Origin of the sequence: Polaribacter marinus (genome assembly GCF_022662535.1) — a bacterium.
In the GTDB taxonomy this organism is placed as follows: Bacteria; Bacteroidota; Bacteroidia; order Flavobacteriales; family Flavobacteriaceae; genus Polaribacter; species Polaribacter marinus.
This window is the reverse complement of sequence record NZ_JAKQYM010000010.1, coordinates 30,974-55,837: the sequence shown is the minus strand read 5'-3', so window position 1 is coordinate 55,837 and position 24,864 is coordinate 30,974. Positions and strand designations below refer to the sequence as shown.

Below are 24,864 nucleotides of genomic sequence, written 5' to 3'. Positions count from 1 at the left end.
AACTCAGTAGTTGTTTTTATTTTAAAATTGAATAACATCACATCTTTGTATCATCAAAACCAAAACTGATGAAACAGCTCTTATATCTTTTATGCATTATTTCTCAATTTTCATTAATTGCACAAAACACTATTTCCGGGAAAGTAACCGACACTAAAAACAATCCTATTTTAGGAGCAAACGTTTATTTAGACGGAACCTACGACGGAACCTCAACTAATGAAAAAGGAGAATTCTCATTTACAACCTCAGAAAAAGGAACCCAAACTTTAGTCATTTCATTTGTTTCATTTGAAACTTTTATAAAAACTGCGAATGTTATATCTCTCAAAAACTTAAAAATAAAATTAAGAGACGATGTAAATTCTTTAGATGCTGTTGTAATAAATGCAGGGACTTTTGAAGCAGGAGAAAAAGCAAAAGTAACCGTTTTAAAGCCTTTAGACATTGTTACAACTGCAAGTGCTTTGGGCGATGTTATGGGTGCTTTACAAACCTTACCAGGAACTTCTACTGTAGATGAAGACGGACGTTTGTTTGTGCGTGGCGGAGAAGCAGAAGAAACACAGATTTTTATTGATGGAATTCGTGTTTTTACACCTTATACACCAAGTTCTAATAACATACCAAGTCGCGGACGATTTTCACCTTTTTTATTTAAAGGAATTGCTTTTTCTACTGGAGGATATTCTGCTGAATACGGACAAGCTTTATCGAGTCTTTTACAGTTAAATACGATTGATGAACCTGTAGAAGAAAAAACAGACTTATCTTTTATGACCTTAGGTTTGGGCGTTGGAAATACACAAATTTGGGATAATAATTCTTTTAGTATCAATACTTCATATATCAATTTAGCGCCATATCAAGAAGCTTTTCCGGATAGAAATACCTATAAAAAACCTGTACAATCTTTAAACGGAGAAATGGTTTTTAGACATAAATTTAAGAATCAATCTCTTTTAAAAATGTACGGAGCCTTTAGTTATACAGATTTTGATGTGATTCAGGATGATATTAATTATGAAGATGGTTTTCGCTTTGGTTTAAAAAACAGAAACCTCTATTTTAATACTTCTTACAAGAACAAATTTGGAAATAATTGGAGATTAGAAACTGGTTTTAGTTTTACCAATGATCATTCTAACATTAAGATTATAGAGGATGTTGTTACCGATAATGAAAACTCAATGCACTTTAAAGTAAAGCTAAAAAAATCCTTTTCTAATCAATTCAAAATTAGCTTTGGTTCTGAATATTTTTTAACTGATTTTGATGAAGATTACACAACAGATACAAATCAACAATATACATACGGATTTAACAATAACATTTTTGCCTCTTTTGTAGAAACAGATATTTTCTTTTCTAAAAACTTGGCTGTAAAAATCGGAATTCGAGCAGAAAACTCAGAATTACTAAATGAGTTTACACTTTCTCCAAGAACTTCTATCGCTTATAAAGTGAATAAAAACGCGCAATTTTCATTAGCATACGGACAATTTTATCAGAACCCAAAAAATGAATATTTAAAATTCAATCACAATTTTAAAGCCGAAAACACATCGCATTTAATTGCCAATTATCAACATACAAAACAAGGTCAAATTTTTAGAATAGAAGCTTATTTTAAAGATTATAAAAACCTAGTAAAATACAATGATAATTACGCCGTATACACTAGTAATTTTAACAATAACGGCGAAGGTTATGCAAAAGGTTTCGATGTTTTTTGGAGACAAAACGGTAAAATTAAAAACACAGATTATTGGGTTTCTTACTCCTATTTAGATGCAGAAAGAGAGTATAAAAATTATCCAACTACTGCAACACCTAACTTTGCGTCTAAACACAATCTTTCTGTAGTTGCCAAACATTGGGTAGAAAACTGGAAAAGTCAGATTGGTTTCAGTTACAATTTTGCTTCTGGTAGAACTTATACCAACCCAAACGAAATTGGTTTTTTAAATAACAAAACAAAAAACTACAAATCTTTAAGCCTTAATTGGGCCTATTTAATCGATCAACAAAAAATATTATATTTTTCTGCAAGTAATGTTTTAGGTACACAAAATGTATTTGGTTACAATTACAAAAACACCGCAGAGTCTAATGGAAATTTTAATAGACAAGCTATAATTCCGAGTGCAGACCGATTCTTTTTTGTTGGTTTTTTCTGGACAATTAGCGATAACAAAAAAACAAATCAGTTAGATAATTTATAGAAATAACAACTCAGAATCAAAAAACAACAATTCGGTATGTTTCTTGTTTCAAATTGGTAAAAACCTCAGATATTTGAAGTATCAAAAAAATAAAACAACAATTATGAAAAACTTACTTTTAATATTTGCCATCTTTTTTAGTGGAATTTTAAGCACAAACGCTCAAGAAGAAACTGTAGATTTAACCGTAAACATTTCTGGCTTAAATTCTAACAAAGGAACTTTACTGATTGCTGTTTACAATAAAAAAGAAAATTTCTTAAAAAAACAATTTAAAGGAGATATTGTAAAAATTAAAGATAAAAAATCTGTAGTTGTTTTTAAAGATTTACCAAAAGGAGAATATGCTGTATCCTTTGTTCATGATGAAAATGATAACAAAAAAATGGATACAAATTTTTTAGGAATCCCAAAAGAAGATTATGGTTGTTCTAACAATGCAACAGGTTTTATGGGACCTCCAAAATACGATGATGCAAAATTTCAATTATCAGAAAACAAAACAATTGAGATTAAAATTTAAGTAAAAACCAACCAAAACTTTTTTAAAATGAAAAAATCAATCTTACTTATAGTCCTTTTGTTTACTGTACTTATTTCTGCACAAACAAAATACCAAACAGGAATGCAAAAAGCGTTTGATTTGTGGGAACAAGGCAACATGACGGAAGCTTCGCAACTTTTTGAAAGAATTTCTAAAGCTGAACCAACAAAATGGATGCCTTCATATTACGTTGCAACCATAGAAACCATAACTAGTTTTGGTTTAAAAGACGAAACCGTTTTAAAATCAAAATTAACTAAAGCTCAAGAATTTTTAGATGTTGCTAAAATAAATTCAGAAAACAATCCAGAAATCTTAGTGGCTCAGGCTTTTTTAAACTTGGCTTACATTGCTTTTGACGGGCAAAAATACGGCATGACTTTATCCGGACAAAACAATCAACTTTACGCAAAAGCATTACAAATTGAACCTGAAAGCCCACGTGTAATTTTGGCACAAGCAGAATGGAATATAGGCGCATCTAAATTCTTTGGAAAATCTACTGCTCCTTATTGCTCAGAAATTGAAAGAGCTATTGAGTTAAGTAAAAAAGAAAAAATTGAAATAGAATTTTATCCAAAATTTATGCTAAAAAGAGCTGAAGCTGTTTTAAAACAGTGTAAAGAATAGTATTCTGTAGGTAGTTGCAGTTTGCAGTACTTCTGAATACTGCAACTGTGTACTCTTAACAAATTTAAGAAAGTATTTTTTTGATCAATTCCTGCTTTGCTATTTCATCATCACCAAACAACCATTGCAACACATTATCTTCCCAAATTTGCTCTTTTTCTGTTTCCGTAATAATTTTTTCATCAATGGCTAAATCTAAAATTTTTCCAGGATAAGAAGACTGAGCATCACTTTCCATTTCTCCTAAAGGATAAGGATCGTCTAAACCCATTAAAACCTGGTTTGTACCTTGTCTTTTAAACATTAATTTTAAAGAATCTGTATCATGAACCAACGTATCAAAAAAGATGTTTTTATGACCAACTGCTTTTCTTGGATGTGTTTTTCCTTCAAATAAATCGGGTCTTCCATCAAAACCTTGAATTCGTCTTCCTAAATTCATTTGAGCTAACTGTCCACCATGTGCAAAACAAGTTCTAATATTTTTAAAACGCTCTTGCATTCCATTTAAGGTATAAAAATGATAAGCATCTCCACATTGTGCTAACATCCAAATTAAATGAAAACGCCAATTGGTGTTTTCTAATTTTATCATTTTATCGCCATCATACGGATGAATTTCAATGGCCAATTTATACTTATCAGCCAATTCAAAAATGCGATCATTTTCTTCATCAAAAACACAACGCCAATGCCCAATAGAATCCATGAAATGTGTTGGCAAACACAAAACTTTTAACCCTAATTCTTCTACACAACGTTTCATTTCATCTAATGCTCCGTAAATAAAACCAGGATGAATTACAAAACCACAAGTAAATTTAGATGGATGTTCTTTTTGCACTTTTGCATTAAAATCGTTTTGAAAGCGTAGTGCTTTTTTCATTTCTTCTAAACGCAATCCATTTCCATATAACTGAGAAAGATTTAAAACTACTGCATGATCAATTTTGTTTTTTTCCATCCACAATAGTTTTTCATCTAGGAAAAAACTAGAATCTGTAACAGGACGTTTCCACCCTTTTTGCAACATGTGTTTACGTTCATCATCTACCCAAAAAATTTCTTTATCCTTCATAAACTGAGGAATTTCTTCTGGATAAGGCAATAAATGTGAGTGTCCGTTTATGCGTAGTTTGCGTTTCATTTATTTAATTTTATTTGGAGCTTCCATAATTGTACCACAATTATTACAGGTACATTTTTGTTTATCTGAGTAATATTTATCAAAAATTATGGGCATATCTGTTTCAATATTATCTAAAGCAAATTCTTCTCTATATAGTGGATTTCCACAGTTTTCACAATACCATTCTAAAGCATCTAACATACCTTTAGGGCGTGGATATTCTATAACCAAACCCACTGTGTTTTCTTTTCTTTGGGGAGAGTGTGGCACTTTTGCTGGTAACAAATAAATATCACCTTCATTAATTGCTACATCAATCATCTTACCTTTATCATCTATAATTTTTAAAATCATATCACCTTCAACCTGATAGAAAAACTCAGGAGTTTCATTATAATGATAATCTTTTCTATTATTGGGTCCACCAACAACCATCACAATATATTCTCCATTATCCCAAACTTGTTTGTTACCTACTGGAGGTTTTAATAAATGACGATGTTCATCAATCCACTTTTTAAAATTTAAAGGTTGTACTAAATTCATTTCAACGATTTTTAGATTATTTGATATTCAGATTCTAAGACAATTTACAAACTTTTTGTTCTTCCGCCATCTACAGGAACATTAATTCCATTAATAAAACTTGCTTTTTCACTCGTTAAAAATACAACAGCTGCAGCGATTTCTTCTGGTTTTGCAAAACGTTTTGCTGGTGAAGCATTTTTCATATTTTTTGCTACCTCATCAATAGATAAACCAGTTTTAACAGACTTATTTTTAATAATCTCATTTAATCTTTCCGTTGCTGTTGCTCCTGGTAATACATTGTTTACAGTAATTCCAAATTGCCCCAATTCATTTGCTAAAGTTTTAGACCAACTAGCAACAGCTCCACGAATAGTATTAGAAACTCCCAAACCATCTAAAGGCTGTTTAACTGAAGTGGAAATGATATTAACAATTCTACCAAAACTTTGCTCTTTCATAAACGGAACCAAAGTTTGTACTAACACATGATTGCATTTTAGATGCTGTGTAAAAGCTTTTTCAAATTCTTCAATTTTAGCGTTAAATATGGGACCACCAGCAGGACCTCCTGTATTGTTTACCAAAATATGAAATTGCAATTTTGATTTTTCTAAAACATCTTTCAGATCGTTTGGATTCGAAAAATCCGCCACTAAATAACTATGACATTGATTCTGATTTTTAGAAAGTTCCGACAAAACTACTTTTAACTTTTCTTCATTTCTAGCTATTAAAGTCACATTTGCTCCTTCTTCAGCTAATAAAATTGCTGTTGCTTTTCCAATTCCTTGAGTACTCCCGCAAACTAGTGCGTTTTTATTTTTTAGGTTTAAATTCATTTATTTTAATTTAAAACTTTTTAATATTCGGTTTGCCTTTTCTAAATATAACTCGTAATCTTTTTCTAAAGCTGTATAAGTTAAAACATAGGCTTTCTTATTTTTAATGATATAAATCTGTTTTCCCTTTAAGTTTCTGTTTTCTAAAAAACCTTTAAAAGTTAACGTATGATATTCTAAACCTTCTGTTCTAATTCTCTTACTATCTAAAATTTCACCCTTAGGAATTGATAATAATTGTTGTTTAGAAATAGAAGTATATCTATCTAAATCAAATTTCATACCTTTTAAATCTTGTATAATTAGATTTACATTCTCACTAAAACCATCTTCTTTAGATGATAATGGAGAAGTAACAGCAAAATTTGTATTACCAATACCCGAAGAATTTAAATTCCAATCGATAGGATATTTAATAAAATAATTATCTGTCTCATATACTTCAGTTTTATTCTGACTAATTAAGTTAAGTGTAAAAAAAAAGAATATTAGTATTGTTTTATATTTTTTCATATTTAATTTTATCAACTATTTTTAATCATTTTCTTAATCTTTACAGCTTTCTCAAAATGATCTAATTTATGAGTTTCTATCCACCATTTTGCAACTTCCATTAACAAAGTTGGATTGTCATTTTTATTTTTAAAGAACGCATAAAAAGATAATCCAACATTATCTCCTTTTTTAGCAATCTTATCATCACATACTGCAACGATTTTTTCTTTTATATTTTTATTCATATTGTATACAAATGTTTTTAGCTTCCGTAAAAAATTGCAATGCTTCAAAACCTCCTTCACGTCCTACACCGCTTGCTTTTTGCCCACCAAAAGGTGTTCTTAAGTCTCTCATTAACCAAGTATTTACCCAAACAATTCCTGTTTGTAATTGTTTAGAAAACTGCATCGTTCTATTTAAATTATTTGTCCAGACTGTAGCAGACAACCCATATTTTACATCATTTGCTAAAGTTAAGGCTTCTTCATCAGTTTTAAAAGACATTATAGTAACTACTGGTCCGAAAATTTCTTCTTGATTTAATTTACATTGATTATCAAAAACTTCAATAATCGTAGGTTGTAAATAATACCCTTTTTCATTTCCTTCTACAACAACTTTACTACCTCCCAAAAGGATTTTTCCACCCTCATTTTCTGCAATATCAATATAAGATTTCACTTTTTCTAAATGCTCTTTAGAAACCAAAGCACCAATATTGGTGTCTTTTTCAGAAGGATTTCCAACTTTTAAAGCTGCTACTTTTTCAATAAAATCTTGCTTAAATCTATCATAGATTTTTTCTTCCACAAAAATTCTACTTCCGCATAAACAAATTTGTCCTTGATTGGCAAATGACGAACGAATTGTAGTTGCCAACATTTTTTCATAATCGCAATCTGCAAAAATGATATTTGGGTTTTTGCCTCCCAATTCTAAAGATAATTTCTTAAACATTGGCGCTGCCACTCTAGCAATATGTGCACCTGTTGCTGTGCCTCCAGTAAATGAAATCGCTTTTATATTTGGATGTTCTACAATGGCTTGACCTGTTGAAGTTCCCAAACCATGAACAATATTTAAAACACCTTTAGGAAGCCCAGCTTCTGTACAAATTTCGCCTAACAGATAAGCGGTCATTGGAGTAACTTCGCTTGGTTTTGCAACGACACAATTTCCTGCAGCAATTGCGGGTGCAATTTTCCAGGTAAATAAATACAAAGGTAAATTCCAAGGAGAAATACATCCTACAACACCTATTGGCTGACGCAATGTAAAATTCATAGCATTTAGACCAACACTTTCGTGAGCTTCTGATGAAAACTGAGTAATGGCATTGGCAAAAAACTGAAAGTTTGCAGCAGCTCTTGGAATATCTATTTGTGCTGCTAAACTGATTGGTTTTCCATTATCTTTTGATTCTGCTGCTGCTAAAAAATCTAACTTTTCTAAAATTAAAGCTGCAATTTTTGATAAGATTTTACTTCTTTTATCTAAGGTAGTATTGCTCCATTTTGGAAAAGCTTTTTTGGCCGCTTCTACTGCTTTTTCTACATCTTCTTTTGTAGAATCAGGAATCTGTCCATAGACCTCTCCAATAGCAGGGTTATAATTCTCAATCCAGTTATTTTGAATTGGATTTATAAATTCTCCGTTGATATAGTTTTTAATTTTCATTTAGCACTTTTTGTAAGCCGTTACTTTAATCTCTACCACCAAATCTGGATGTGGTAATTGATGTACAGCAACTGTGGTTCTTGTTGGTCCTGTTTCTTTGTCAAAAAACTCTGCATAGGCTTTATTATAACCTGCAAAATCATTCATATTTACTAAGAATGTAGAAACATCTACAACATCTTTTATGCTTGCACCAACTGTTTTTAGAGTTTTATCGATGTTTTTTAAAACTTCACGCGTTTGAGTTTCAATATTTAAATACTTTGTTCCCATTTCATCAATAATATCAACTCCTGCAATTGTATTATCTGCTCTTCTTGAACTTGTTCCTGAAACAAAAATAAAATCGCCCACAACTTTTACATGTGGATATGCGCCTCTGGGTGTTACTTTTTTTTCTGACATTTATTTTGTTTAAAATTAATTTTGAAATTTATCGATATGATACATTTCAAACATCTTTTTTTCTATTATTTTTTTAGGCATATTCTTTAAAATAAAGTTTCTCATCCTTTTTCCGTATTTCCAATGTGCCATTTTACCAGTACTCCAAGATTGATTTACAACTGTTTTCACCTTCTTATGCCTTTGCTCTTGAAATAATTTAAATACGTTTTTACCTGTATTTTCATTAATTAAATTACTTAAATAATAGGCATCCTCTATCGCTTGTGCACCTCCCTGCCCCATATTGGGAGTTGTTGCATGACCAGCATCACCAATTAAACAGATATTTCCTTTATACCAATTCGGTAAAGGTTTTAAATCGTTAATATCATTTTTTAAAATTTGATGTACTGGTGTTTCTGAAATTAATTTTAAAACTAAAGGATGGAAATCAAAAAATAAACTCTGTAGTTTTTCTTTTACAAATCTCTTATCATCTTCACTATTTTCTGCCGATAAAATAACAGCAAACCAATAAACTTTATCTTTTGCTACTTCAGAAATTCCAAATCGGATTTGATTTCCCCAAAGCTCAAAGCCTCTATGAGCATATTTTTCATCTAATTTTAAATCTACAACTCCACGCCAACATGTTTGACCAGAATACCTTCTTCTACTATCTGGAAACAGTTGATTTCTAACTTTAGAGTTTATACCATCTGCGCCAATTAAAAAATTGGTTTCTGTTTTAGAAGTATCGTTAAAAGTTATTTCTATTTTTCCTGATTTTAATTCTTTAAAAGATTGAAATCCTTTATTTAAAAATATTTTATCTTTCGGAATTTTATCAAACAGTAATTTTTGAAGAGCAGCTCTGTGAATAGAAATGGTTGTAAACCCATATTTGTCTTTAAAGATATCTTGTTGAATATCTGACAATGGCGATAAATCTGGTTTTCCTATGGTAATTCTATCTATTGCATTTCCTTTTTCTTTTACCTCTTCTAATACTTGTAAGTCCTCTAAAACTTGTAATGCATTTGGAGCCAACCAAATCCCTGCCCCCACTTCATTTAACGCTGGTGCTTTTTCAAAAATTTGATATGGAATTCCCTTTGCCTCAAAAGCTAATGCTGTTGAAAGACCTCCGATTCCTGCACCAATAATTGTATACATCATTCTATTTTGCCAATTCTAATAACTTTTCTGTGGTTTTAAAATTTCTTGTGGTTGCTATTACATTTAATTTTTTCTCTAAAACATTATTAGTGATCTTAGTTTTGCCAAAGCCTATTGGACAATATAAATACACAACTTCATTTGCAATTTTAAATTGATCTCCTCTTATATTTTTGATTTCAATTTCAGAAATTTTAGGGCTTCTATCTAAAAAAGTAAACGCAACTATTTTTTCATTTTCTAAAGAAAAAGGATAATTATCAATTGCTATTTTCCATTCAGATATTGTTCTTGCAATAACTGGAACATCATAACCAAATTGGTTTAAAATCCCTTCTTTTATTTTTTGACAAACTATTGATTTACTATCCTCAGAATCTAAAATAATATTTCCGCTTTGGATATACGTTTGTACATTTTTAAAATCTAAAATATTTAATAAATTACGCAATTCTGCCATAGGGAGTTTGTTTTTTCCTGAGACATTAATTCCGCGTAATAAAACAATAAATGTTTTCATTTATAATCCTGCAATTTTATCTTCTTCTAAAATGTTATTCGTTTCTACTTTTACTTTTTCTAAAATAACTTTCAGTTCCTCTTTACTCATGTTTAAATGCGTATGCACTTCATCATCAGCAATTAAGTTTAACAAGGCTTTATCTTGTGCTCTTCCTTTTTTCATGGCTTCATTATAGCCAATTTCATCATTAAAAGTAACCATAGAATATTTAGAAGAATATTGATTTGGAAAATGTTTTTCTAGATCCATTTCAATCTTTCTTTTTTCTTTAAATAATGGATTAGCAACATGATCTCGCATTTCATAAAAATTATCAATCGCTAAATCTGCAATGGCATCTGTATCTTGTTTTCTTTCTTTTTCAAAAGTTTTAAAAATCAAGTTCCAATTGCTCAAACCTTTCTCTAAAATTTCATCAAAAACAGTAACATCTTCAAACGATGCATTCATTCCTTGTCCGTAAAAAGGTACAATTGCATGTGCTGCATCTCCCAATAAAATGGTGTTATTTTGATAAGACCAAGGCGAACATTTTACGGTTCCTAATGCACCTGTTGGATTGTTTAAAAATTCTTCCTTAATCTTTGGAATTAACGCTAACGCATCGGGGAATTCTTGTTCAAAAAACTGTGTTATTTTTTCTTCAGATGTTAAATTATTAAAATTATACTCACCTTCATCATAACTTAAGAAAAGTGTAACCGTAAAACTTCCATCTAAATTTGGTAGGGCAATTAACATAAAATCGCCACGAGGCCAAATGTGTAAATGCTGATTGCTAATTTGATGTTTCCCACTGTTATCTGCAGGGATTTCTAATTCTTTATAACCGTGATTCAAATAGTTTTGAGCATAAGAAAACAAGAATTTTTTTTCTAAATAATAGCTTTTTCTTAATACAGAACCAGCGCCATCAGTTCCAAAAATCACCTCAGCATTAATCGAAAATTCTTCTTTGGTTTTATAATCTTTAAAATGAGCAATTGTATTTTCTATATCTACAGAAGTACATTTTTTATTAAAATGAATATTTACATTTTTGTGTTTCTCGGCTTCTGTTAATAAAATTCCGTTTAAATCTCCTCTAGAAATTGAGTTGATATATTCATTTTCCCTTCCAGAATAATTAGATGCAAACGTATTGCCTTTTGTATCGTGCATTAATCGTCCATACATTGAAATACAAATTTCTCGTGCCTTATCTTCTACACCACACAATCGCAAAGCTTTAAACCCTCTATCTGACAATGCTAAATTGATAGATCTTCCTGCTGAAATATCGGTAGTTCTTAAATCGGGTCTGCTTTCATACATTTCTACTTTGTACCCTCTTTGAGCCAATCGTAATGCAAGTAAACTTCCACATAAACCTGCTCCAATTATTAATATTTTATCATTTTTGTTCATTATAATAAGTCTTTTAATATAAGAACCATTTTATATACATCCTCAAAAGAATTGTATAATGGCACTGGAGCACAACGTATAACATCGGGTTCTCTCCAATCTGTAATAACATTTCTCTCTGTAAGTTTTTTATGCAAACTTTTATCCGCATTTTTTACTTGAATGGATAATTGACAACCTCGTTCTTTTGGGTTTGAAGGAGTAATAATTTTAATATCATCAGAACCAATTTCATTGATTAAAAACTCGAAATACCCTGTTAATTTTTCTGATTTTTCTCTTAAAGCTTCCATGCCAACTTCATCAAATAAATCTAAAGATGCTTTAATAGCTGCCATAGATAATATGGGCGGATTACTTAATTGCCAACCTTCTGCACCTTGCATCACATCAAAAGGTTGACGCATGTTAAAACGAGTTTCTTTATTGTGATTCCACCAACCTCCAAAGCGAGGTAATTCTTTATTATCAGAATGTTTTTCGTGTACAAATAATCCCGACAAACTTCCTGGGCCAGCATTTAAATATTTATAAGAACACCAAGCTGCAAAATCTACTCCAGAGTTATGTAAATCTGGTTGAATGTTTCCTGCTCCATGAGCCAAATCGATACCAACGACACAGTTTTTTTTATGTCCTATTTCAGCAATTCTTTTTAAATCTAAAAACTGACCTGTGTAATAATTTACGCCTCCAATTAGCAACATTGCAACTTCATCACCCTCAAATTCTAATATTGTTTCTAAATCTTCAATATTTAACAATTCTTCTCCTTCTCTTGGTTTCCACTCAATTAAACCTACCTCTTCATCAAAACCGTGAAATTTTAACTGAGATTGCACCGCATATCTATCTGAAGGAAAAGCATCCGATTCTATTACAATCTTATATTTTGTTTTTGTTGGCCTGTAAAAAGACACCATTAACAAATGAAGGTTTGTTGTAAGTGTATTCATTACAACAACTTCAATGGGTTTTGCCCCAACAATTTTGGCCATTGTATCGGTTAATAATTCATGATAATTTAACCAAGGGTTTTTTGCTTCAAAATGACCTTCTACACCCAAATTTGCCCAATCTTCTAATTCTTGATTGATATATTCTTTGGTAGATTTTGGTTGTAATCCTAAAGAATTCCCTGTAAAATACAACCAATCTTTACCGTTTTTATCTTTAGGAATATGAAATCGATTTCGCAAAGAAGAAAGTTGGTCGTCTTTATCTTGTTGTTTAGCGTACTCAAGTGTGTTTTTATACGTCATTATTTAAAATAGAAAATGATTGTCTTCAAATATAAAACAATCATTTTTAGATTTCAATTTTTAGCTACGAATTTCAAAAATTAATAAAATTAGGTTGCTATTAATTTAGAAAAATGATATTCTTCATTTTGCAAAACAGTAATTTAGTTTTGTATTTTAGCAAAAAATACATTTCACATGAAGTTAACTAAATACTTTTCTGTTTTATTATTAGTTTTTTTATTCTCTTGTAAAGACAATACAAAAAACATTACTGAATTGCAAGCCATTCATTCATCTATAAAAAATGAATATGCTCCAGATAAAAGAGTAGAATTATTTGACATTACTTTTAATTTTACAGATGATCAATTAATTTTAGAAGGAGAAACTACTTCTAAAAAAGCTTTTACGATTCTTTTAGATAGCTTAAAAAATAGAAATTTAGAGTTTATAAATAATGTTAGAATATTACCAGACTCTGCTGTAGGAAACAAACAATTTGCAGTCGCTAGAAATTCGGTTATAAATATTCGCTCCAACCCAAAACATTCTGCAGAATTGGGCACACAAGGTTTATTGGGTATGTCTTTAAAAGTATTAGATAAAAAAGGTGATTTTTATAGAATTCAAACTCCCGATAATTATATTTCATGGGTTGATAGAGGAGGAATTACAAGAATGAATAAGACTGATTTTGATACTTGGAACCAATCTAAAAAAGTAATTTTTACAAAAAATTTCGGATATGTTTATGAGAATAAAAATAATACATCTTCTGTTGTTTCTGACATTACTTTAAGTGGTTTATTAAAATACATTTCTGAAACACCAAATTTTTATGAAGTAGCATATCCAGATAACAGAATAGGTTTCTTAAAAAAAGATGAAGCTGTAATTTATAATTCATGGTTAGAAAATAGCATTACTTCAAAAGAAAATATAGAAAGCATTGCCAAAAGTTTTAACGGAATTCCTTATTTATGGGGTGGAACTTCTTCTAAAGGAATGGATTGTAGTGGTTTTACAAAAATGGTCTATTTAATGAATGGATTTGTAATTCCTAGAGATGCTTCGCAGCAAATTAATGCAGGAAAAGTGGTTGACAAAGATTTGAAGTTTGAAGGCTTAGAAAAAGGTGATTTATTATTCTTTGGTAAAAAAGCGACAGAAAAGAAAAAACAACGTGTTACTCATGTTGGTATATGGTTAGGAAATGGTAAAATGGAATTTATTCATTCTTCAGGAAACATTCACATAAGTTCTATGGATGCATCACAATCTAATTACGATGAATTTAATAAAAACAGATACCTAGGAAGTAAACGCTATTTAAATGTAAAGGATGAAAAAATCATCAACTTAAAAGAAAAAATAAAATTATAGGTTTTACTCTTCTTACAAAAACATAAAAAAGCCCTTCAATTCAACATTGAAAGGCTTTTTTTATTTTATAAATTATTTATTAATACAATACTCTAAACTTAATTGTACCTTCTACTTCTTTTAATTTTGTTATTACTTTATGATTGTATTTTTTAGACAAATCTGTAATTACATATCCTACTTTTTCATCTGTTGATAAATACTGACCTGTAATATTTAAATCAAATTGGGCAAGTATCTTATTTATTTTGGCCATTACACCAGGTACATTCTTATGAATATGTAAAAATCGGTGTGCATTGGTTTGTCTAGGTAAACGAATATTTGGAAAATTTACTGCATCTACAGTATTTCCAGAATTCATATATGCCATAATTTTATTAGGTACAAAATCTGCAATATCTTTCTGAGCTTCTTCTGTACTTCCTCCCACATGAGGTGTTAAAATTACATTTGGTAATCCTTTTAATTCTGTATAAAATGCTCCATTTTTTCTTGGTTCTTCAGGATAAACATCTACTGCAGTTCCTGCTAACTTTCCGCTTTTTAATCCCGCAACCAAAGCTTTGATATCAACAACAAAACCACGAGAAAGATTTACTAAATGAGCACCATCTTTCATTTGCGCAATTTCTTTTTCACCAAAGAAATTTTTATTAGCTGCATTATCATCTACATGCAAAGTAACCACATCAGAAATTTCTAGCAGCTCTTTTAAAGTATCTGTTTTAGTCGCATTTCCTAACGCTAATTGATCTTCAACATCATAATAATAGACATCCATCCCTAAAGCTTCTGCAAGGATTGAAAGTTGTTTTCCTATATTTCCATAACCAATAATTCCTAATTTTTTACCACGAACTTCTCTAGAACCTTGAGCTGTTTTATTCCACTGGCCATTATGCAATTCTGTACTACGTTGAAAAACGCTTCGCATTAACATAATAATTTCTCCGATTGCCAATTCAACCACAGAACGCGTATTACTATAAGGCGCATTAAATACTACAATTCCGTTTTCTTTACAAGTTTCTAAATCAATTTGTTTTGTACCAATGCAAAATGCCCCAACTACCATTAATTTTTCTGCAGCTTCAATTACTTTTTTGGTTACTTGTGTTTTAGAACGAATTCCTAAAACATGTACATCCTTTAATTTTTCTATCAACTCATCTTCAGACAAACTTTTAGCAACCGTTTCTACTGTAAATCCGTCTTTTGATAATTTTTTAAATGCATCTGGGTGAACATTTTCTAACAATAAAATTTTAATTCTATGCTTTGGATACGAAATATTTCTTGGTAATTTATTTACATATAAAAACTCATCCAAATTTGGTGCAATATGATCTGCATTTTCTGTCGTTTTGTCTCTAGAAACATTTTCTGTATATGCAAAAAAAGTATCTGCTACACCTGCTTCACGAGTTACGTAATCGCTATAACCATCTCCAATTACTTGTACTTCTCCTTCTAGCTTTAAGTTTTGTAAACATTCAATTTTTCCATTGTGTTTAGAAAGTTCATTGCCTGCATCAAATCCAATAATTTCTCCATCCTTTGCAAATTCAAAAGTATTTGCAAAAACTCTTTTAGAAGGAATATTATATTCTGCTACAATAGGATCTATAAACTCTTTAAACCCACAAGAAATCACATAAATATCTTCTGCAAAAAGCTCAAAAAACTCTTTATTTCTTTCTATAGATGATGAAACTTGTTTTTTTAATTCATCTACTAATGGAGATAAATCAGATTTATTAGCTTTTAATAGCTTAATTCTTTTTTCTAAGGATTCCGTAAATGAAATTTCACCGTCAATTCCTAGATTGGTGATGTTAATTATTTCTTCAATAATTTCATCTTTTTTAGGATTATTTGCTAGCGTAATTTCTGCTAAAACATCTAGTGCTTCAACTCTTGTTAAAGTACTGTCGAAATCGAAAATATAATTTCTTTTTTTTGAACTCATTTTTTAGAATCTAAACGAATAATTTTAAGCTGTAAAGCTACAAAGTAAATAGTTTATTATAAAGCTATTTTAAAGTTTTATTATATCAATCGTAATAAATATAAAAATTATACAATTGACAAAAAACCTTTCTAAAATGGCTAAAAATTATAGATTCCTAAAAGAAGTAACCACCAAAAAATGGGTAATGCTTCTACAAAAAAAGAACTGTAGTATTTAGATTGATTGATTTTTGATCTCATTAAAAAGATAAGAATTAAAAAGAAAAAGAGCATAAAACTGTTTTTTGTTTGCACTGTTGGCGTAATCATAAATTCAATCAACATACTAAAAACAAGTAATGACAACCCCAATCTTTTAGTATGCTGAACGCCTATTTTTTTAGGAATTGTTTGTAAAGAAATGGCATCATACTTTACATCTCTAATGTCAAAAGGAAGTATCAAAACAATCACTATTAAAAATCGTTGAAGAAATAATAATCCAATATTTAACGAAAGACCTAAACCTGCATCTACAACAGGTACTAAAACAGTAATACCTGCCCAAACCAGAGCAACAACAATGATTTTTAAATAACTAACGTCTCGTAAATTCCTATGAAATCCACTAAAAAAAGGAATGGCATATAAAAAAGTTAAGAACTCAAAAGGAATACAAAACATTAATGTTTTTAAAGAAACTTTATATGCAAAAAAACACATTGCAAAAAAGCAAATAAAAGAAAATATTTGAATTATTTTTAATGACTTTGTTAAACTTCTATGATGCAATTTTGCTACTCCTGCATATTTTACAAAATTATACCCAGTAATTGTACTAAAAAAAACAAAATAATCTAAGTTTTGATTAAAAGGTAATCCAAAATAAAACTCTGTAATTCGTACAAAAGCAAATGCAGACAAAGCCACATGCATACTCGAATTTAAATAAAAATCTAATATTAATTTTAGAAATCTCATATTACAAAAATAGGCTTTCTGTTCATAACCTTTATATTTAGTTAATAATTAACTGATTTTTATACAGCAACAGCAATGAAATACTCTATTAAAATCCGTATTTTTGAAACGCAAAAAAAGCAACACTAAATCGATTGAAATTAGCAATAACTAACAACTAAATAATGAATACAAATTCGTTTCAATTAAGACATATTGGTCCAAACCAAAATGAACAAGAACAAATGTTGGCAACTATAAAAGCCAAAGATTTAAATCAACTAATTTTCGAAACTCTCCCTGATGATATCCGTTTAAAAAACGATTTAGATTTAGAACCCGCAATGAGCGAATATAAGTATTTAGCTCATATTAAAGAGTTGTCTGAAAAAAACTTAGTTTTTAAAACTTATATTGGATTAGGTTATCATGAGGCAATTGTACCAAGTGTTATCCTACGTAATATTTTAGAAAACCCAAGTTGGTATACAGCCTATACTCCTTATCAAGCTGAAATTGCACAAGGAAGATTAGAAGCCCTTTTAAATTTTCAGACCATGGTTTGTGATTTAACAGGAATGGAATTGGCAAATGCTTCTTTATTAGATGAAAGTACAGCAGCTGCAGAAGCAATGGCTTTATTATTTGATATTAGAGATAGATCACAAAAAAAAGCTGGAGTAAATAAATTCTTTGTTTCTGAAGAGATTTTACCACAAACACTATCTGTTCTGCAAACTCGCTCTAATCCAATTGGCATAGAGTTAGTTGTTGGAAATCATGAAAATTTTGATTTTTCTGATGATTTTTTCGGTGTAATTTTACAATACCCTGGAAAACATGGTCAAGTTTTCGATTATACAGATTTTGTTGCCAAAGCAAATGAAAACAATATCAAAGTTGCGGTTGCTGCTGATATTTTATCATTAGTAAAGTTAAAAGCTCCTGCAGAATTTGGAGTTGATGTGGTTGTAGGTACTACACAACGTTTTGGAATTCCTTTAGGATATGGAGGTCCACATGCTGCTTATTTTGCTACCAAAGAAAAATACAAAAGAAGCATTCCCGGACGTATTATTGGGGTAACCAAGGATAAAAATGGAAACCGTGCTTTAAGAATGGCGCTACAAACAAGAGAGCAACATATCAAACGAGAAAAAGCTACTTCAAATATTTGTACTGCACAAGTATTATTAGCAGTTATGGCAGGAATGTATGCCGTTTATCACGGAAAAAATGGGCTCCAAAATATTGCTGATAAAGTTCATAAAAATACCAAAACATTAGCAATTGTTTTAGAAGATTTAGGTTTTAAACAACTAAACACCTCTTTTTTTGATACCATATTAGTAGAAGTAGAAGTTGCTAAATTAAAAACCATTGCAGAGGCTCATAAAATCAATTTTAATTATATAGATGATAAACATGTTTCAATATCTATAAATGAAACTGTAGGACTTAAAGAGCTAAAAGCTATTGTAAATTGTTTTGAAAAAGCTTTTAATTTAAAAAGTGGTGATTTACCATTACCTATAAAAGCAATCCCAGATAATTTATTAAGAAATACACCCTTTTTAGAGAATGCTATTTTTAATACGTATCAATCAGAAACTGATATGATGCGTTATATAAAGAAATTAGAACGTAAAGATTTAGCTTTAAATCATTCTATGATTTCTTTAGGTTCTTGTACAATGAAATTAAATGCGGCTTCAGAAATGCTGCCATTAAGTAATCCGCAGTGGGGAAACATTCATCCTTTTGTACCTTTAAATCAAGCAAAAGGATATCAAGAAGTTTTAAAAAAGTTAGAACATCAATTAAATATTATTACTGGTTTTGCAGCAACATCATTACAACCAAATTCAGGTGCGCAAGGAGAATTTACCGGATTGATGACAATACGAGCTTATCATCAAGCCAATGGAAATTCGCATAGAAACATTTGTTTAATTCCTGCTTCTGCTCACGGTACAAATCCTGCTTCTGCTGTAATGGCAGGTATGAAAGTAGTTGTTACAAAAACCGATGAAAAAGGAAATATTGATGTAGAGGATTTACGAGCAAAAGCTATTGAATATAAAGATAATTTATCTGCTTTAATGGTAACATATCCATCTACTCATGGTGTATACGAAAAAGCAATTAAAGAGATCACACAAATTATTCATGAAAATGGTGGGCAAGTTTATATGGATGGAGCCAATATGAATGCGCAAGTAGGATTGACAAATCCGGCTACAATAGGTGCAGATGTTTGTCACTTAAACTTACACAAAACATTTGCCATTCCTCATGGTGGCGGTGGCCCTGGTGTTGGACCAATTTGTGTTGCTCCACAATTAGTCCCTTTTCTACCTACAAACCCTGTTATAAAAACAGGTGGTAATAATGCTATAACAGCCGTATCTGCAGCTCCTTGGGGTTCTGCATTGGTTTGTTTAATTTCATACGGATACATTACTATGTTAGGTGCAGATGGTTTAAAAAATTCTACCATAAATGCGATCTTAAATGCTAACTATATCAAAGATCGTTTACAAGATCACTACAAAACATTGTATACAGGAGAAATGAATCGTGCCGCACATGAAATGATTTTAGACTGTAGAGATTTTAAACAAAATGGTATTGAAGTCGTAGATATTGCTAAACGTTTAATGGATTATGGTTTCCATGCTCCAACTGTATCTTTTCCTGTAGGAGGAACTTTAATGATAGAACCTACAGAGTCTGAAAGTAAAGCTGAATTAGATCGTTTTTGTGATGCACTAATTGCTATCAAAAAAGAAATTGATAATACTACCAAAGGAGATGAAAACAATCTATTAAAAAATGCCCCACATACAGAAGAAATGTTAACTTCAGATGAATGGTCATTACCATATACTAGAAAACAAGCTGCTTTTCCTTTAGATTATATTTCCGAAAACAAATTTTGGCCTAGTGTTAGGAGAGTTGATGATGCTTTTGGAGATAGAAACTTAATGTGTTCTTGTAATCCTATTGAAGATTATATGTAGCACCTTGCATATTTTAAATAAATAAACCATCTCATTTATTCTGAATAATTTTCGGAATTTAGAGATGGTTTTTTCTTATCTATTACATATCATTAATTAAGTTTAATAAAAATTTTGACAGTATAAATATTAATCGTAATATTGCAATCAACAAATACAGCTAAAATGGGATTAACAAAAACAGAAATGTTTACAGAACAACAAAATCAAATAGCGCTTTTTGCTAAAGTTTTTGGGCATCCTGCAAGAGTTTCTATCTTACAACATTTATTCAAAATAAACTCTTGTGTTTGTGGTGATTTGGTAAATGAAATAGGCTTAGCACAACCCACCATTTCACAACATTTAAAAGAATTAAAACACTTAGGATTAATAAAAGGAAATGTAGAAGGAACAAGAGTTTGCTATTGCATTCATAATGAAAATTGGACTGCAATGAAAAAAGTAATGTCAGAATTTCTTAATCAAGATTTAATACAAAAACAAGATTGCTGTTAAAAAAATTTGAGCACATCAATCGTATAATCGCAATAAACAAATAAAACAATGAAACTATCAGAAGTAAAAGTAGCTCTAAACAAATTAAAAACTATCGGTTTTCAATTACCAAATGGAGAGTTGGTACCCAATCATTTTCACGTTACAGAGGTTGGTAAAATTACAAAACACTTTATAGATTGTGGAGGTACCGTTAGAAAAGAAGAGGTTGTAAACTTTCAACTATGGAATGCAGATGATTATGACCATAGATTACATCCAGAAAAATTAGTTCATATTATTGAGCTCTCAGAAAAAACCTTAGGTTTATCAGATGAAGAAATAGAAGTAGAATATCAAGGAAATACGATAGAGAAATTCGGATTAGATTTTGATGGAAAACACTTCCTGCTTACCTCTAAACAAACCGACTGTTTAGCAAAAGACCAATGTGGAATTCCTGCTGAAAAACCAAAATTACAATTTTCTGAAATCCAAGCTGTAAATTCTTGTAAACCAGGAAGTGGTTGCTGCTAAAAAATAGAACTTAAAAAAAGATGACAACTACACAAACTACTTTGTTTTCTGAAATAGAAAACTTAATAAAGGAAATAAACCCTAAAACGATTACAAATGATCGTAAAACTATTTTACAACCTTTAATAGATTTTATACAATCAAAAGTAATAAACAATCAAGAAATACGAATCAATTTTATTTGCACTCACAATTCAAGAAGAAGTCATTTATCCCAAGTTTGGGCACAAACAATGGCACACTTTTTCAATATTAAAAATGTATTTTGTTATTCGGGCGGTACAGAAGCTACAGCTTTGTATCCTATGGTAGCAGAAACTTTTAAAAATTCTGGGTTTCAAGTAAAAACAATTTCGGAAGGAAACAATCCTATTTATGCTATTCAATATACAGCTAATGAACATCCAATTATTGGTTTTTCTAAAACGTTAGATGATGATTTTAACCCAGAATCTAAATTTGCTGCTATAATGACTTGTTCACAAGCCGATGGTGGTTGCCCTTTTATTGCTGGTGCAGAAAAACGCATTCCAATTACTTTTGAAGACCCGAAAGCCTTTGACAACACTCCTCTACAAGCTAAAAAATATAAAGAAAGAAGTATGCAAATTGCTACCGAGTTATTTTACGTTTTCTCTCAAATAAATTCTTAACAAATGGGAACAAAAAAATTAAGTTTTCTAGATAAAAATTTAACACTTTGGATTTTTGTTGCAATGCTTTTTGGTATTGGACTGGGGTATTTTTTTCCTAGTTTTCCAAATATTATAAATACATTTAATAGCGGTACAACAAACATTCCAATTGCAATCGGTTTAATTTTAATGATGTATCCACCTTTGGCTAAAGTAAATTACGCTTTGTTACCTAAGGTTTTTAAAGACACAAAAATTCTTTCTATTTCCTTAATCTTAAATTGGATTATCGGTCCGGTTTTAATGTTTGTTTTGGCAATTACTTTTTTACGTGATTATCCAGAGTATATGGTTGGACTTATATTGATTGGTTTAGCTCGTTGCATTGCTATGGTATTAGTTTGGAATGACCTTGCAGAAGGAAGCAATGAATATGGTGCTGGATTAGTTGCCTTAAATAGTATTTTTCAAGTTTTTGCGTATAGTTTTTATGCATGGCTTTTTATAACGATACTACCTCCTTATTTTGGTTTTGAAGGAGCAATTGTAGACATTTCTATAGGAACTATTGCAGAAAGTGTAGTTATTTATTTAGGAATTCCTTTCTTACTAGGAATTTTAAGTCGATTTATTTTAGTAAAACTAAAAGGAGAAGAATGGTATACTCAAAAGTTTATTCCAACCATATCTCCTTTAACTTTAATTGCATTATTGTTTACCATTATAGTGATGTTTTCATTAAAAGGAGAATTGATTGTACAAATTCCTACCGATGTTTTAATTATTGCATTGCCTTTATTAATTTACTTTACATTAATGTTTCTCATTGGTTTTTTCTTTACAAAAGCTATGGGAGGAGAATACGATAAAACAGCTTCAGTAGCTTTTACAGCTGCGGGTAATAATTTTGAATTGGCTATTGCTGTTGCTATTGCTGTTTTTGGATTAAACTCAGGACAGGCATTTGCAGGAGTTATAGGTCCTTTGGTAGAAGTACCTGCTTTAATTGTTTTAGTTAGAGTTTCTTTTTGGCTAAAGAAAAAATACTATTCATAAAAAAATCTTCTTATTTAAAAAGTCAATATACCTCTTAACAAAACATTACATATTCTTTAAAAAAATCTAATTATCCTATCTTTGCAGCTATCTAAAGAGGACGATTATGAAAGACAATAAAATATTCAATTATATAAAAGAGGTATTAAAAAACATGCCTACAGGATGGTTAAGTATAACAACCCATAGATTAGATATTTATGATGAAAAACTAGCCAAAATAGAATTTTTACAACAATTTGAAGCTTTATTTAATATCAATAATGCTACTTCATCTGTATTAAATGAATTACCTACTGCTTATGATTATATTCGTTTAGGTCACCCTTTGTCTTGTGTTTTAGAATGGGGAATTGCACATTTGCATCAGTTATCACCTGAAAATGTAATAAGTTTTTCTTCAAAAACAATTCCTATTTTAGCCATTTTAAGAAAAAACTTATTAGAGCATAAGAACACTCAAATTATTTACAGTGATAAATTGCCTAAGAATTTTGATGCAGAAGTTTTAAAACAGATTTATGGCTATAAATTTGAGCTAAAGAAGATAGAAGATACAGAAGCTATTTCTGACTTTAATGGTAGTACTATTTTTATTTCAGAACAAGAAGAAATTGGGAGTATTAACCTCAACTCAAATATTGATTTCTTTATCAATCTTCATGAAGAATTAGGGAGTATTTTGATTGTAAACGGAAAGCAAAATGAAAATTACGTTTCCGATATTCAGCATGTTAGAAGAAGAGAAACCATTGCCATGACACCTGCCAATTGTCTTACTGCTCTAAAATTGCTAGTAAAACAACCTTCTGATACACCTAATAAAAAGACTATTAAAGCAAACAAAAAAAGTGTCTTAAATTCAATAAACAATATTACAGGAACAACCACACAGGCACTTGTAGCTTCTAGCGGATTGTCTATTCAGTATGCTATTTTAATGGGATTGATTCATGATGCTGTAGAAAATCACAAAGGAAAAGCTATCAAAATTATAGTTCCTCCAAACTGTTATGGAGGAACAAACGATCAAGCAAGACGTGTTGCAGCTTGTATTGATAATGTTGAGATTGTAGACTTACCCGTAGATGGTGGAAACGACATGGTACAAAGTATTGATCTTGTTTTAGCTAAAATTGCAAAAGAAGATGCTGTGCCATACATTATTGCAGAAATCCCTACCAACCCTAGAGTAGAAGTTCCTAATTTAATTGAATTAAAAAAAGTATTAAGTCAAGAACGTAAAACAGCATCCGGTACAATAGCAATTGATCCTGTATTTATTTTAGATCAAACTTTTTGTCCTAATGTACACTTTTTAGGAGATAATGAAATTCTTTCAACTGTAAGAACTATTTCATTTGCAAGTGGATCTAAATTCCCTAGTGGTGGAAAATGTACAGCGGGTTACTGTGTAGGAAATCAAAAAACCATTGCATTGGTTAAAAAAATAGAACAGCACTTAGCTCTTTGCGACAATGAAGCTACAGCTCTTCAATATGAAATATTAGCCAAACAAATGCCATCAATGAAGCAAAGAATTATTGATGCTTATAAAAACACGCGTGAATTTGTAAACTTTATCCACAAAACCTTACCAGAAGCAAAAATCAATTTTGTTTCAGAAGCATTGGCAACACAAGGTTTTACACCTTCTGTATTTTCATTAGACCTTCCTACAAAAGGAAATACCGACGAAGAAAGAGAAACTTACAAAAGAGCCTTAAACTTAAGACTCATCAATTTGATGATTAATGAAATCCCTGATGAAAGTAAGTTCTGTGTAAGCTATGGGCAATTAAAAGGCTGCTATTGGACAATTCCTGCAACCTCTACCCAAGGAACAACCAAAGAAGGAGACAAGGATTATATTGTACGTGCATCACTCTCTGGTAATATGGATCTTGAAATGCATAAAAAGGTGTTTTTAAGGTTTGTAGATAGTATTTAATGAGAGTTTAATACATTAAAAATCACAAATACTGATTTTAAATATATCTATAATTTTTAATTAGTTGTATCTTAGT

General features: G+C 30.4%; 23 protein-coding genes. 10 read left to right on the top strand and 13 right to left on the bottom strand.

Annotated features, from left to right (window positions below; translation table 11 throughout):
- Positions 1-68 precede the first annotated feature (68 nt).
- The 3 genes from MC378_RS12920 (at position 69) to MC378_RS12910 (ending at position 3,399) form a co-directional block, all read left to right on the top strand.
- Positions 69-2,225 carry a TonB-dependent receptor gene (locus tag MC378_RS12920; protein WP_242179184.1) on the top strand — a complete coding sequence of 719 codons (2,157 nt, stop codon included), beginning with the start codon at positions 69-71 and terminating at the stop codon, positions 2,223-2,225.
- A 103-nt stretch (positions 2,226-2,328) separates the two neighbouring features.
- Positions 2,329-2,748: a DUF2141 domain-containing protein gene (locus tag MC378_RS12915; protein WP_242179183.1), complete on the top strand. Its 420-nt coding sequence runs from the start codon at positions 2,329-2,331 to the stop codon at positions 2,746-2,748.
- A 27-nt stretch (positions 2,749-2,775) separates the two neighbouring features.
- Complete coding sequence (locus tag MC378_RS12910; RefSeq protein ID WP_242179182.1) at positions 2,776-3,399, top strand: hypothetical protein; 624 nt, start codon at positions 2,776-2,778, stop codon at positions 3,397-3,399.
- Between the two features lie 64 nt (positions 3,400-3,463).
- Here the strand turns inward: MC378_RS12910 and MC378_RS12905 are convergent, their stop codons facing one another.
- Genes MC378_RS12905 through kynU form a run of 11 tightly spaced genes read right to left on the bottom strand, consistent with a single transcriptional unit; the run spans position 3,464 to position 12,831 of the window.
- Entirely contained in the window at positions 3,464-4,546 is a 1,083-nt protein-coding gene (locus tag MC378_RS12905) for an amidohydrolase family protein (protein ID WP_242179181.1), read from the bottom strand.
- Entirely contained in the window at positions 4,547-5,074 is a 528-nt protein-coding gene (locus MC378_RS12900) for a 3-hydroxyanthranilate 3,4-dioxygenase (protein WP_242179180.1), read from the bottom strand.
- A gap of 44 nt (positions 5,075-5,118) precedes the next feature.
- Entirely contained in the window at positions 5,119-5,898 is a 780-nt protein-coding gene (locus MC378_RS12895; RefSeq protein WP_242179179.1) for an SDR family oxidoreductase, read from the bottom strand.
- The gene (locus MC378_RS12890) at positions 5,899-6,411 is read right to left on the bottom strand and encodes a hypothetical protein (RefSeq protein ID WP_242179178.1); all 513 of its coding nucleotides are present in this window, start codon (positions 6,409-6,411) and stop codon (positions 5,899-5,901) included.
- An 11-nt stretch (positions 6,412-6,422) separates the two neighbouring features.
- Entirely contained in the window at positions 6,423-6,638 is a 216-nt protein-coding gene (locus MC378_RS12885; protein WP_242179177.1) for a DUF6500 family protein, read from the bottom strand.
- The gene (locus MC378_RS12880) at positions 6,631-8,073 is read right to left on the bottom strand and encodes an aldehyde dehydrogenase (RefSeq protein WP_242179176.1); all 1,443 of its coding nucleotides are present in this window, start codon (positions 8,071-8,073) and stop codon (positions 6,631-6,633) included. The genes MC378_RS12885 and MC378_RS12880 overlap by 8 nt, the downstream gene beginning before the upstream one ends.
- A complete protein-coding gene (locus MC378_RS12875) occupies positions 8,074-8,478 on the bottom strand; it encodes a RidA family protein (protein ID WP_242179175.1) in 405 nt (134 codons plus the stop codon).
- 15 nt (positions 8,479-8,493) lie between these two features.
- Entirely contained in the window at positions 8,494-9,639 is a 1,146-nt protein-coding gene (locus tag MC378_RS12870; RefSeq protein ID WP_242179174.1) for an FAD-dependent monooxygenase, read from the bottom strand.
- 1 nt (position 9,640) lies between these two features.
- Positions 9,641-10,159 (bottom strand): DUF1697 domain-containing protein, encoded by a 519-nt coding sequence (locus tag MC378_RS12865; RefSeq protein WP_242179173.1) that lies wholly within the window; start codon positions 10,157-10,159, stop codon positions 9,641-9,643.
- Complete coding sequence (locus tag MC378_RS12860; protein ID WP_242179172.1) at positions 10,160-11,569, bottom strand: FAD-dependent oxidoreductase; 1,410 nt, start codon at positions 11,567-11,569, stop codon at positions 10,160-10,162.
- Positions 11,569-12,831 (bottom strand): kynureninase, encoded by a 1,263-nt coding sequence (gene kynU, locus MC378_RS12855; protein WP_242179171.1) that lies wholly within the window; start codon positions 12,829-12,831, stop codon positions 11,569-11,571. Before kynU ends, MC378_RS12860 begins: the two co-directional genes overlap by 1 nt.
- 177 nt (positions 12,832-13,008) lie before the next feature.
- Between kynU and MC378_RS12850 the strand changes: the two genes are divergently transcribed.
- Entirely contained in the window at positions 13,009-14,196 is a 1,188-nt protein-coding gene (locus MC378_RS12850; RefSeq protein ID WP_242179170.1) for a C40 family peptidase, read from the top strand.
- Between the two features lie 79 nt (positions 14,197-14,275).
- On the opposite strand, the gene serA is transcribed toward MC378_RS12850, so the two are convergent.
- Entirely contained in the window at positions 14,276-16,168 is a 1,893-nt protein-coding gene (gene serA / locus MC378_RS12845; protein WP_242179169.1) for a phosphoglycerate dehydrogenase, read from the bottom strand.
- Positions 16,169-16,308: 140 nt separating this feature from the next.
- The gene (locus MC378_RS12840) at positions 16,309-17,130 is read right to left on the bottom strand and encodes a UbiA prenyltransferase family protein (protein ID WP_242179168.1); all 822 of its coding nucleotides are present in this window, start codon (positions 17,128-17,130) and stop codon (positions 16,309-16,311) included.
- A 164-nt stretch (positions 17,131-17,294) separates the two neighbouring features.
- Between MC378_RS12840 and gcvP the strand changes: the two genes are divergently transcribed.
- From gcvP to MC378_RS12810, 6 genes are all read left to right on the top strand, one after another.
- Positions 17,295-20,132 (top strand): aminomethyl-transferring glycine dehydrogenase, encoded by a 2,838-nt coding sequence (gene gcvP / locus MC378_RS12835; protein WP_242179167.1) that lies wholly within the window; start codon positions 17,295-17,297, stop codon positions 20,130-20,132.
- Positions 20,133-20,297: 165 nt separating this feature from the next.
- The gene (locus MC378_RS12830; RefSeq protein WP_242179166.1) at positions 20,298-20,630 is read left to right on the top strand and encodes an ArsR/SmtB family transcription factor; all 333 of its coding nucleotides are present in this window, start codon (positions 20,298-20,300) and stop codon (positions 20,628-20,630) included.
- Between the two features lie 48 nt (positions 20,631-20,678).
- A complete protein-coding gene (locus MC378_RS12825) occupies positions 20,679-21,146 on the top strand; it encodes a DUF6428 family protein (RefSeq protein ID WP_242179165.1) in 468 nt (155 codons plus the stop codon).
- A gap of 20 nt (positions 21,147-21,166) precedes the next feature.
- Entirely contained in the window at positions 21,167-21,799 is a 633-nt protein-coding gene (locus MC378_RS12820) for an arsenate-mycothiol transferase ArsC (RefSeq protein WP_242179164.1), read from the top strand.
- A gap of 3 nt (positions 21,800-21,802) precedes the next feature.
- Positions 21,803-22,837, top strand: a complete 1,035-nt coding sequence (gene arsB, locus MC378_RS12815; RefSeq protein ID WP_242179163.1) for an ACR3 family arsenite efflux transporter — start codon at positions 21,803-21,805, stop codon at positions 22,835-22,837.
- Between the two features lie 106 nt (positions 22,838-22,943).
- On the top strand, positions 22,944-24,788 hold the full coding sequence (locus MC378_RS12810; RefSeq protein WP_242179162.1) for a PLP-dependent aminotransferase family protein: 1,845 nt from the start codon (positions 22,944-22,946) through the stop codon (positions 24,786-24,788).
- Positions 24,789-24,864 lie beyond the last annotated feature (76 nt).

What these genes read in the sequence shown, in the direction of transcription:
- MC378_RS12920 (WP_242179184.1), top strand. Translation starts at nt 69, where the DNA reads ATGAAACAGCTCTTATATCTTTTATGCATTATTTCTCAATTTTCATTA.
- MC378_RS12915 (WP_242179183.1), top strand. Translation starts at nt 2,329, where the DNA reads ATGAAAAACTTACTTTTAATATTTGCCATCTTTTTTAGTGGAATTTTA.
- MC378_RS12910 (WP_242179182.1), top strand. Translation starts at nt 2,776, where the DNA reads ATGAAAAAATCAATCTTACTTATAGTCCTTTTGTTTACTGTACTTATT.
- MC378_RS12905 (WP_242179181.1), bottom strand. Translation starts at nt 4,546, where the DNA reads ATGAAACGCAAACTACGCATAAACGGACACTCACATTTATTGCCTTAT.
- MC378_RS12900 (WP_242179180.1), bottom strand. Translation starts at nt 5,074, where the DNA reads ATGAATTTAGTACAACCTTTAAATTTTAAAAAGTGGATTGATGAACAT.
- MC378_RS12895 (WP_242179179.1), bottom strand. Translation starts at nt 5,898, where the DNA reads ATGAATTTAAACCTAAAAAATAAAAACGCACTAGTTTGCGGGAGTACT.
- MC378_RS12890 (WP_242179178.1), bottom strand. Translation starts at nt 6,411, where the DNA reads ATGAAAAAATATAAAACAATACTAATATTCTTTTTTTTTACACTTAAC.
- MC378_RS12885 (WP_242179177.1), bottom strand. Translation starts at nt 6,638, where the DNA reads ATGAATAAAAATATAAAAGAAAAAATCGTTGCAGTATGTGATGATAAG.
- MC378_RS12880 (WP_242179176.1), bottom strand. Translation starts at nt 8,073, where the DNA reads ATGAAAATTAAAAACTATATCAACGGAGAATTTATAAATCCAATTCAA.
- MC378_RS12875 (WP_242179175.1), bottom strand. Translation starts at nt 8,478, where the DNA reads ATGTCAGAAAAAAAAGTAACACCCAGAGGCGCATATCCACATGTAAAA.
- MC378_RS12870 (WP_242179174.1), bottom strand. Translation starts at nt 9,639, where the DNA reads ATGATGTATACAATTATTGGTGCAGGAATCGGAGGTCTTTCAACAGCA.
- MC378_RS12865 (WP_242179173.1), bottom strand. Translation starts at nt 10,159, where the DNA reads ATGAAAACATTTATTGTTTTATTACGCGGAATTAATGTCTCAGGAAAA.
- MC378_RS12860 (WP_242179172.1), bottom strand. Translation starts at nt 11,569, where the DNA reads ATGAACAAAAATGATAAAATATTAATAATTGGAGCAGGTTTATGTGGA.
- kynU (WP_242179171.1), bottom strand. Translation starts at nt 12,831, where the DNA reads ATGACGTATAAAAACACACTTGAGTACGCTAAACAACAAGATAAAGAC.
- MC378_RS12850 (WP_242179170.1), top strand. Translation starts at nt 13,009, where the DNA reads ATGAAGTTAACTAAATACTTTTCTGTTTTATTATTAGTTTTTTTATTC.
- serA (WP_242179169.1), bottom strand. Translation starts at nt 16,168, where the DNA reads ATGAGTTCAAAAAAAAGAAATTATATTTTCGATTTCGACAGTACTTTA.
- MC378_RS12840 (WP_242179168.1), bottom strand. Translation starts at nt 17,130, where the DNA reads ATGAGATTTCTAAAATTAATATTAGATTTTTATTTAAATTCGAGTATG.
- gcvP (WP_242179167.1), top strand. Translation starts at nt 17,295, where the DNA reads ATGAATACAAATTCGTTTCAATTAAGACATATTGGTCCAAACCAAAAT.
- MC378_RS12830 (WP_242179166.1), top strand. Translation starts at nt 20,298, where the DNA reads ATGGGATTAACAAAAACAGAAATGTTTACAGAACAACAAAATCAAATA.
- MC378_RS12825 (WP_242179165.1), top strand. Translation starts at nt 20,679, where the DNA reads ATGAAACTATCAGAAGTAAAAGTAGCTCTAAACAAATTAAAAACTATC.
- MC378_RS12820 (WP_242179164.1), top strand. Translation starts at nt 21,167, where the DNA reads ATGACAACTACACAAACTACTTTGTTTTCTGAAATAGAAAACTTAATA.
- arsB (WP_242179163.1), top strand. Translation starts at nt 21,803, where the DNA reads ATGGGAACAAAAAAATTAAGTTTTCTAGATAAAAATTTAACACTTTGG.
- MC378_RS12810 (WP_242179162.1), top strand. Translation starts at nt 22,944, where the DNA reads ATGAAAGACAATAAAATATTCAATTATATAAAAGAGGTATTAAAAAAC.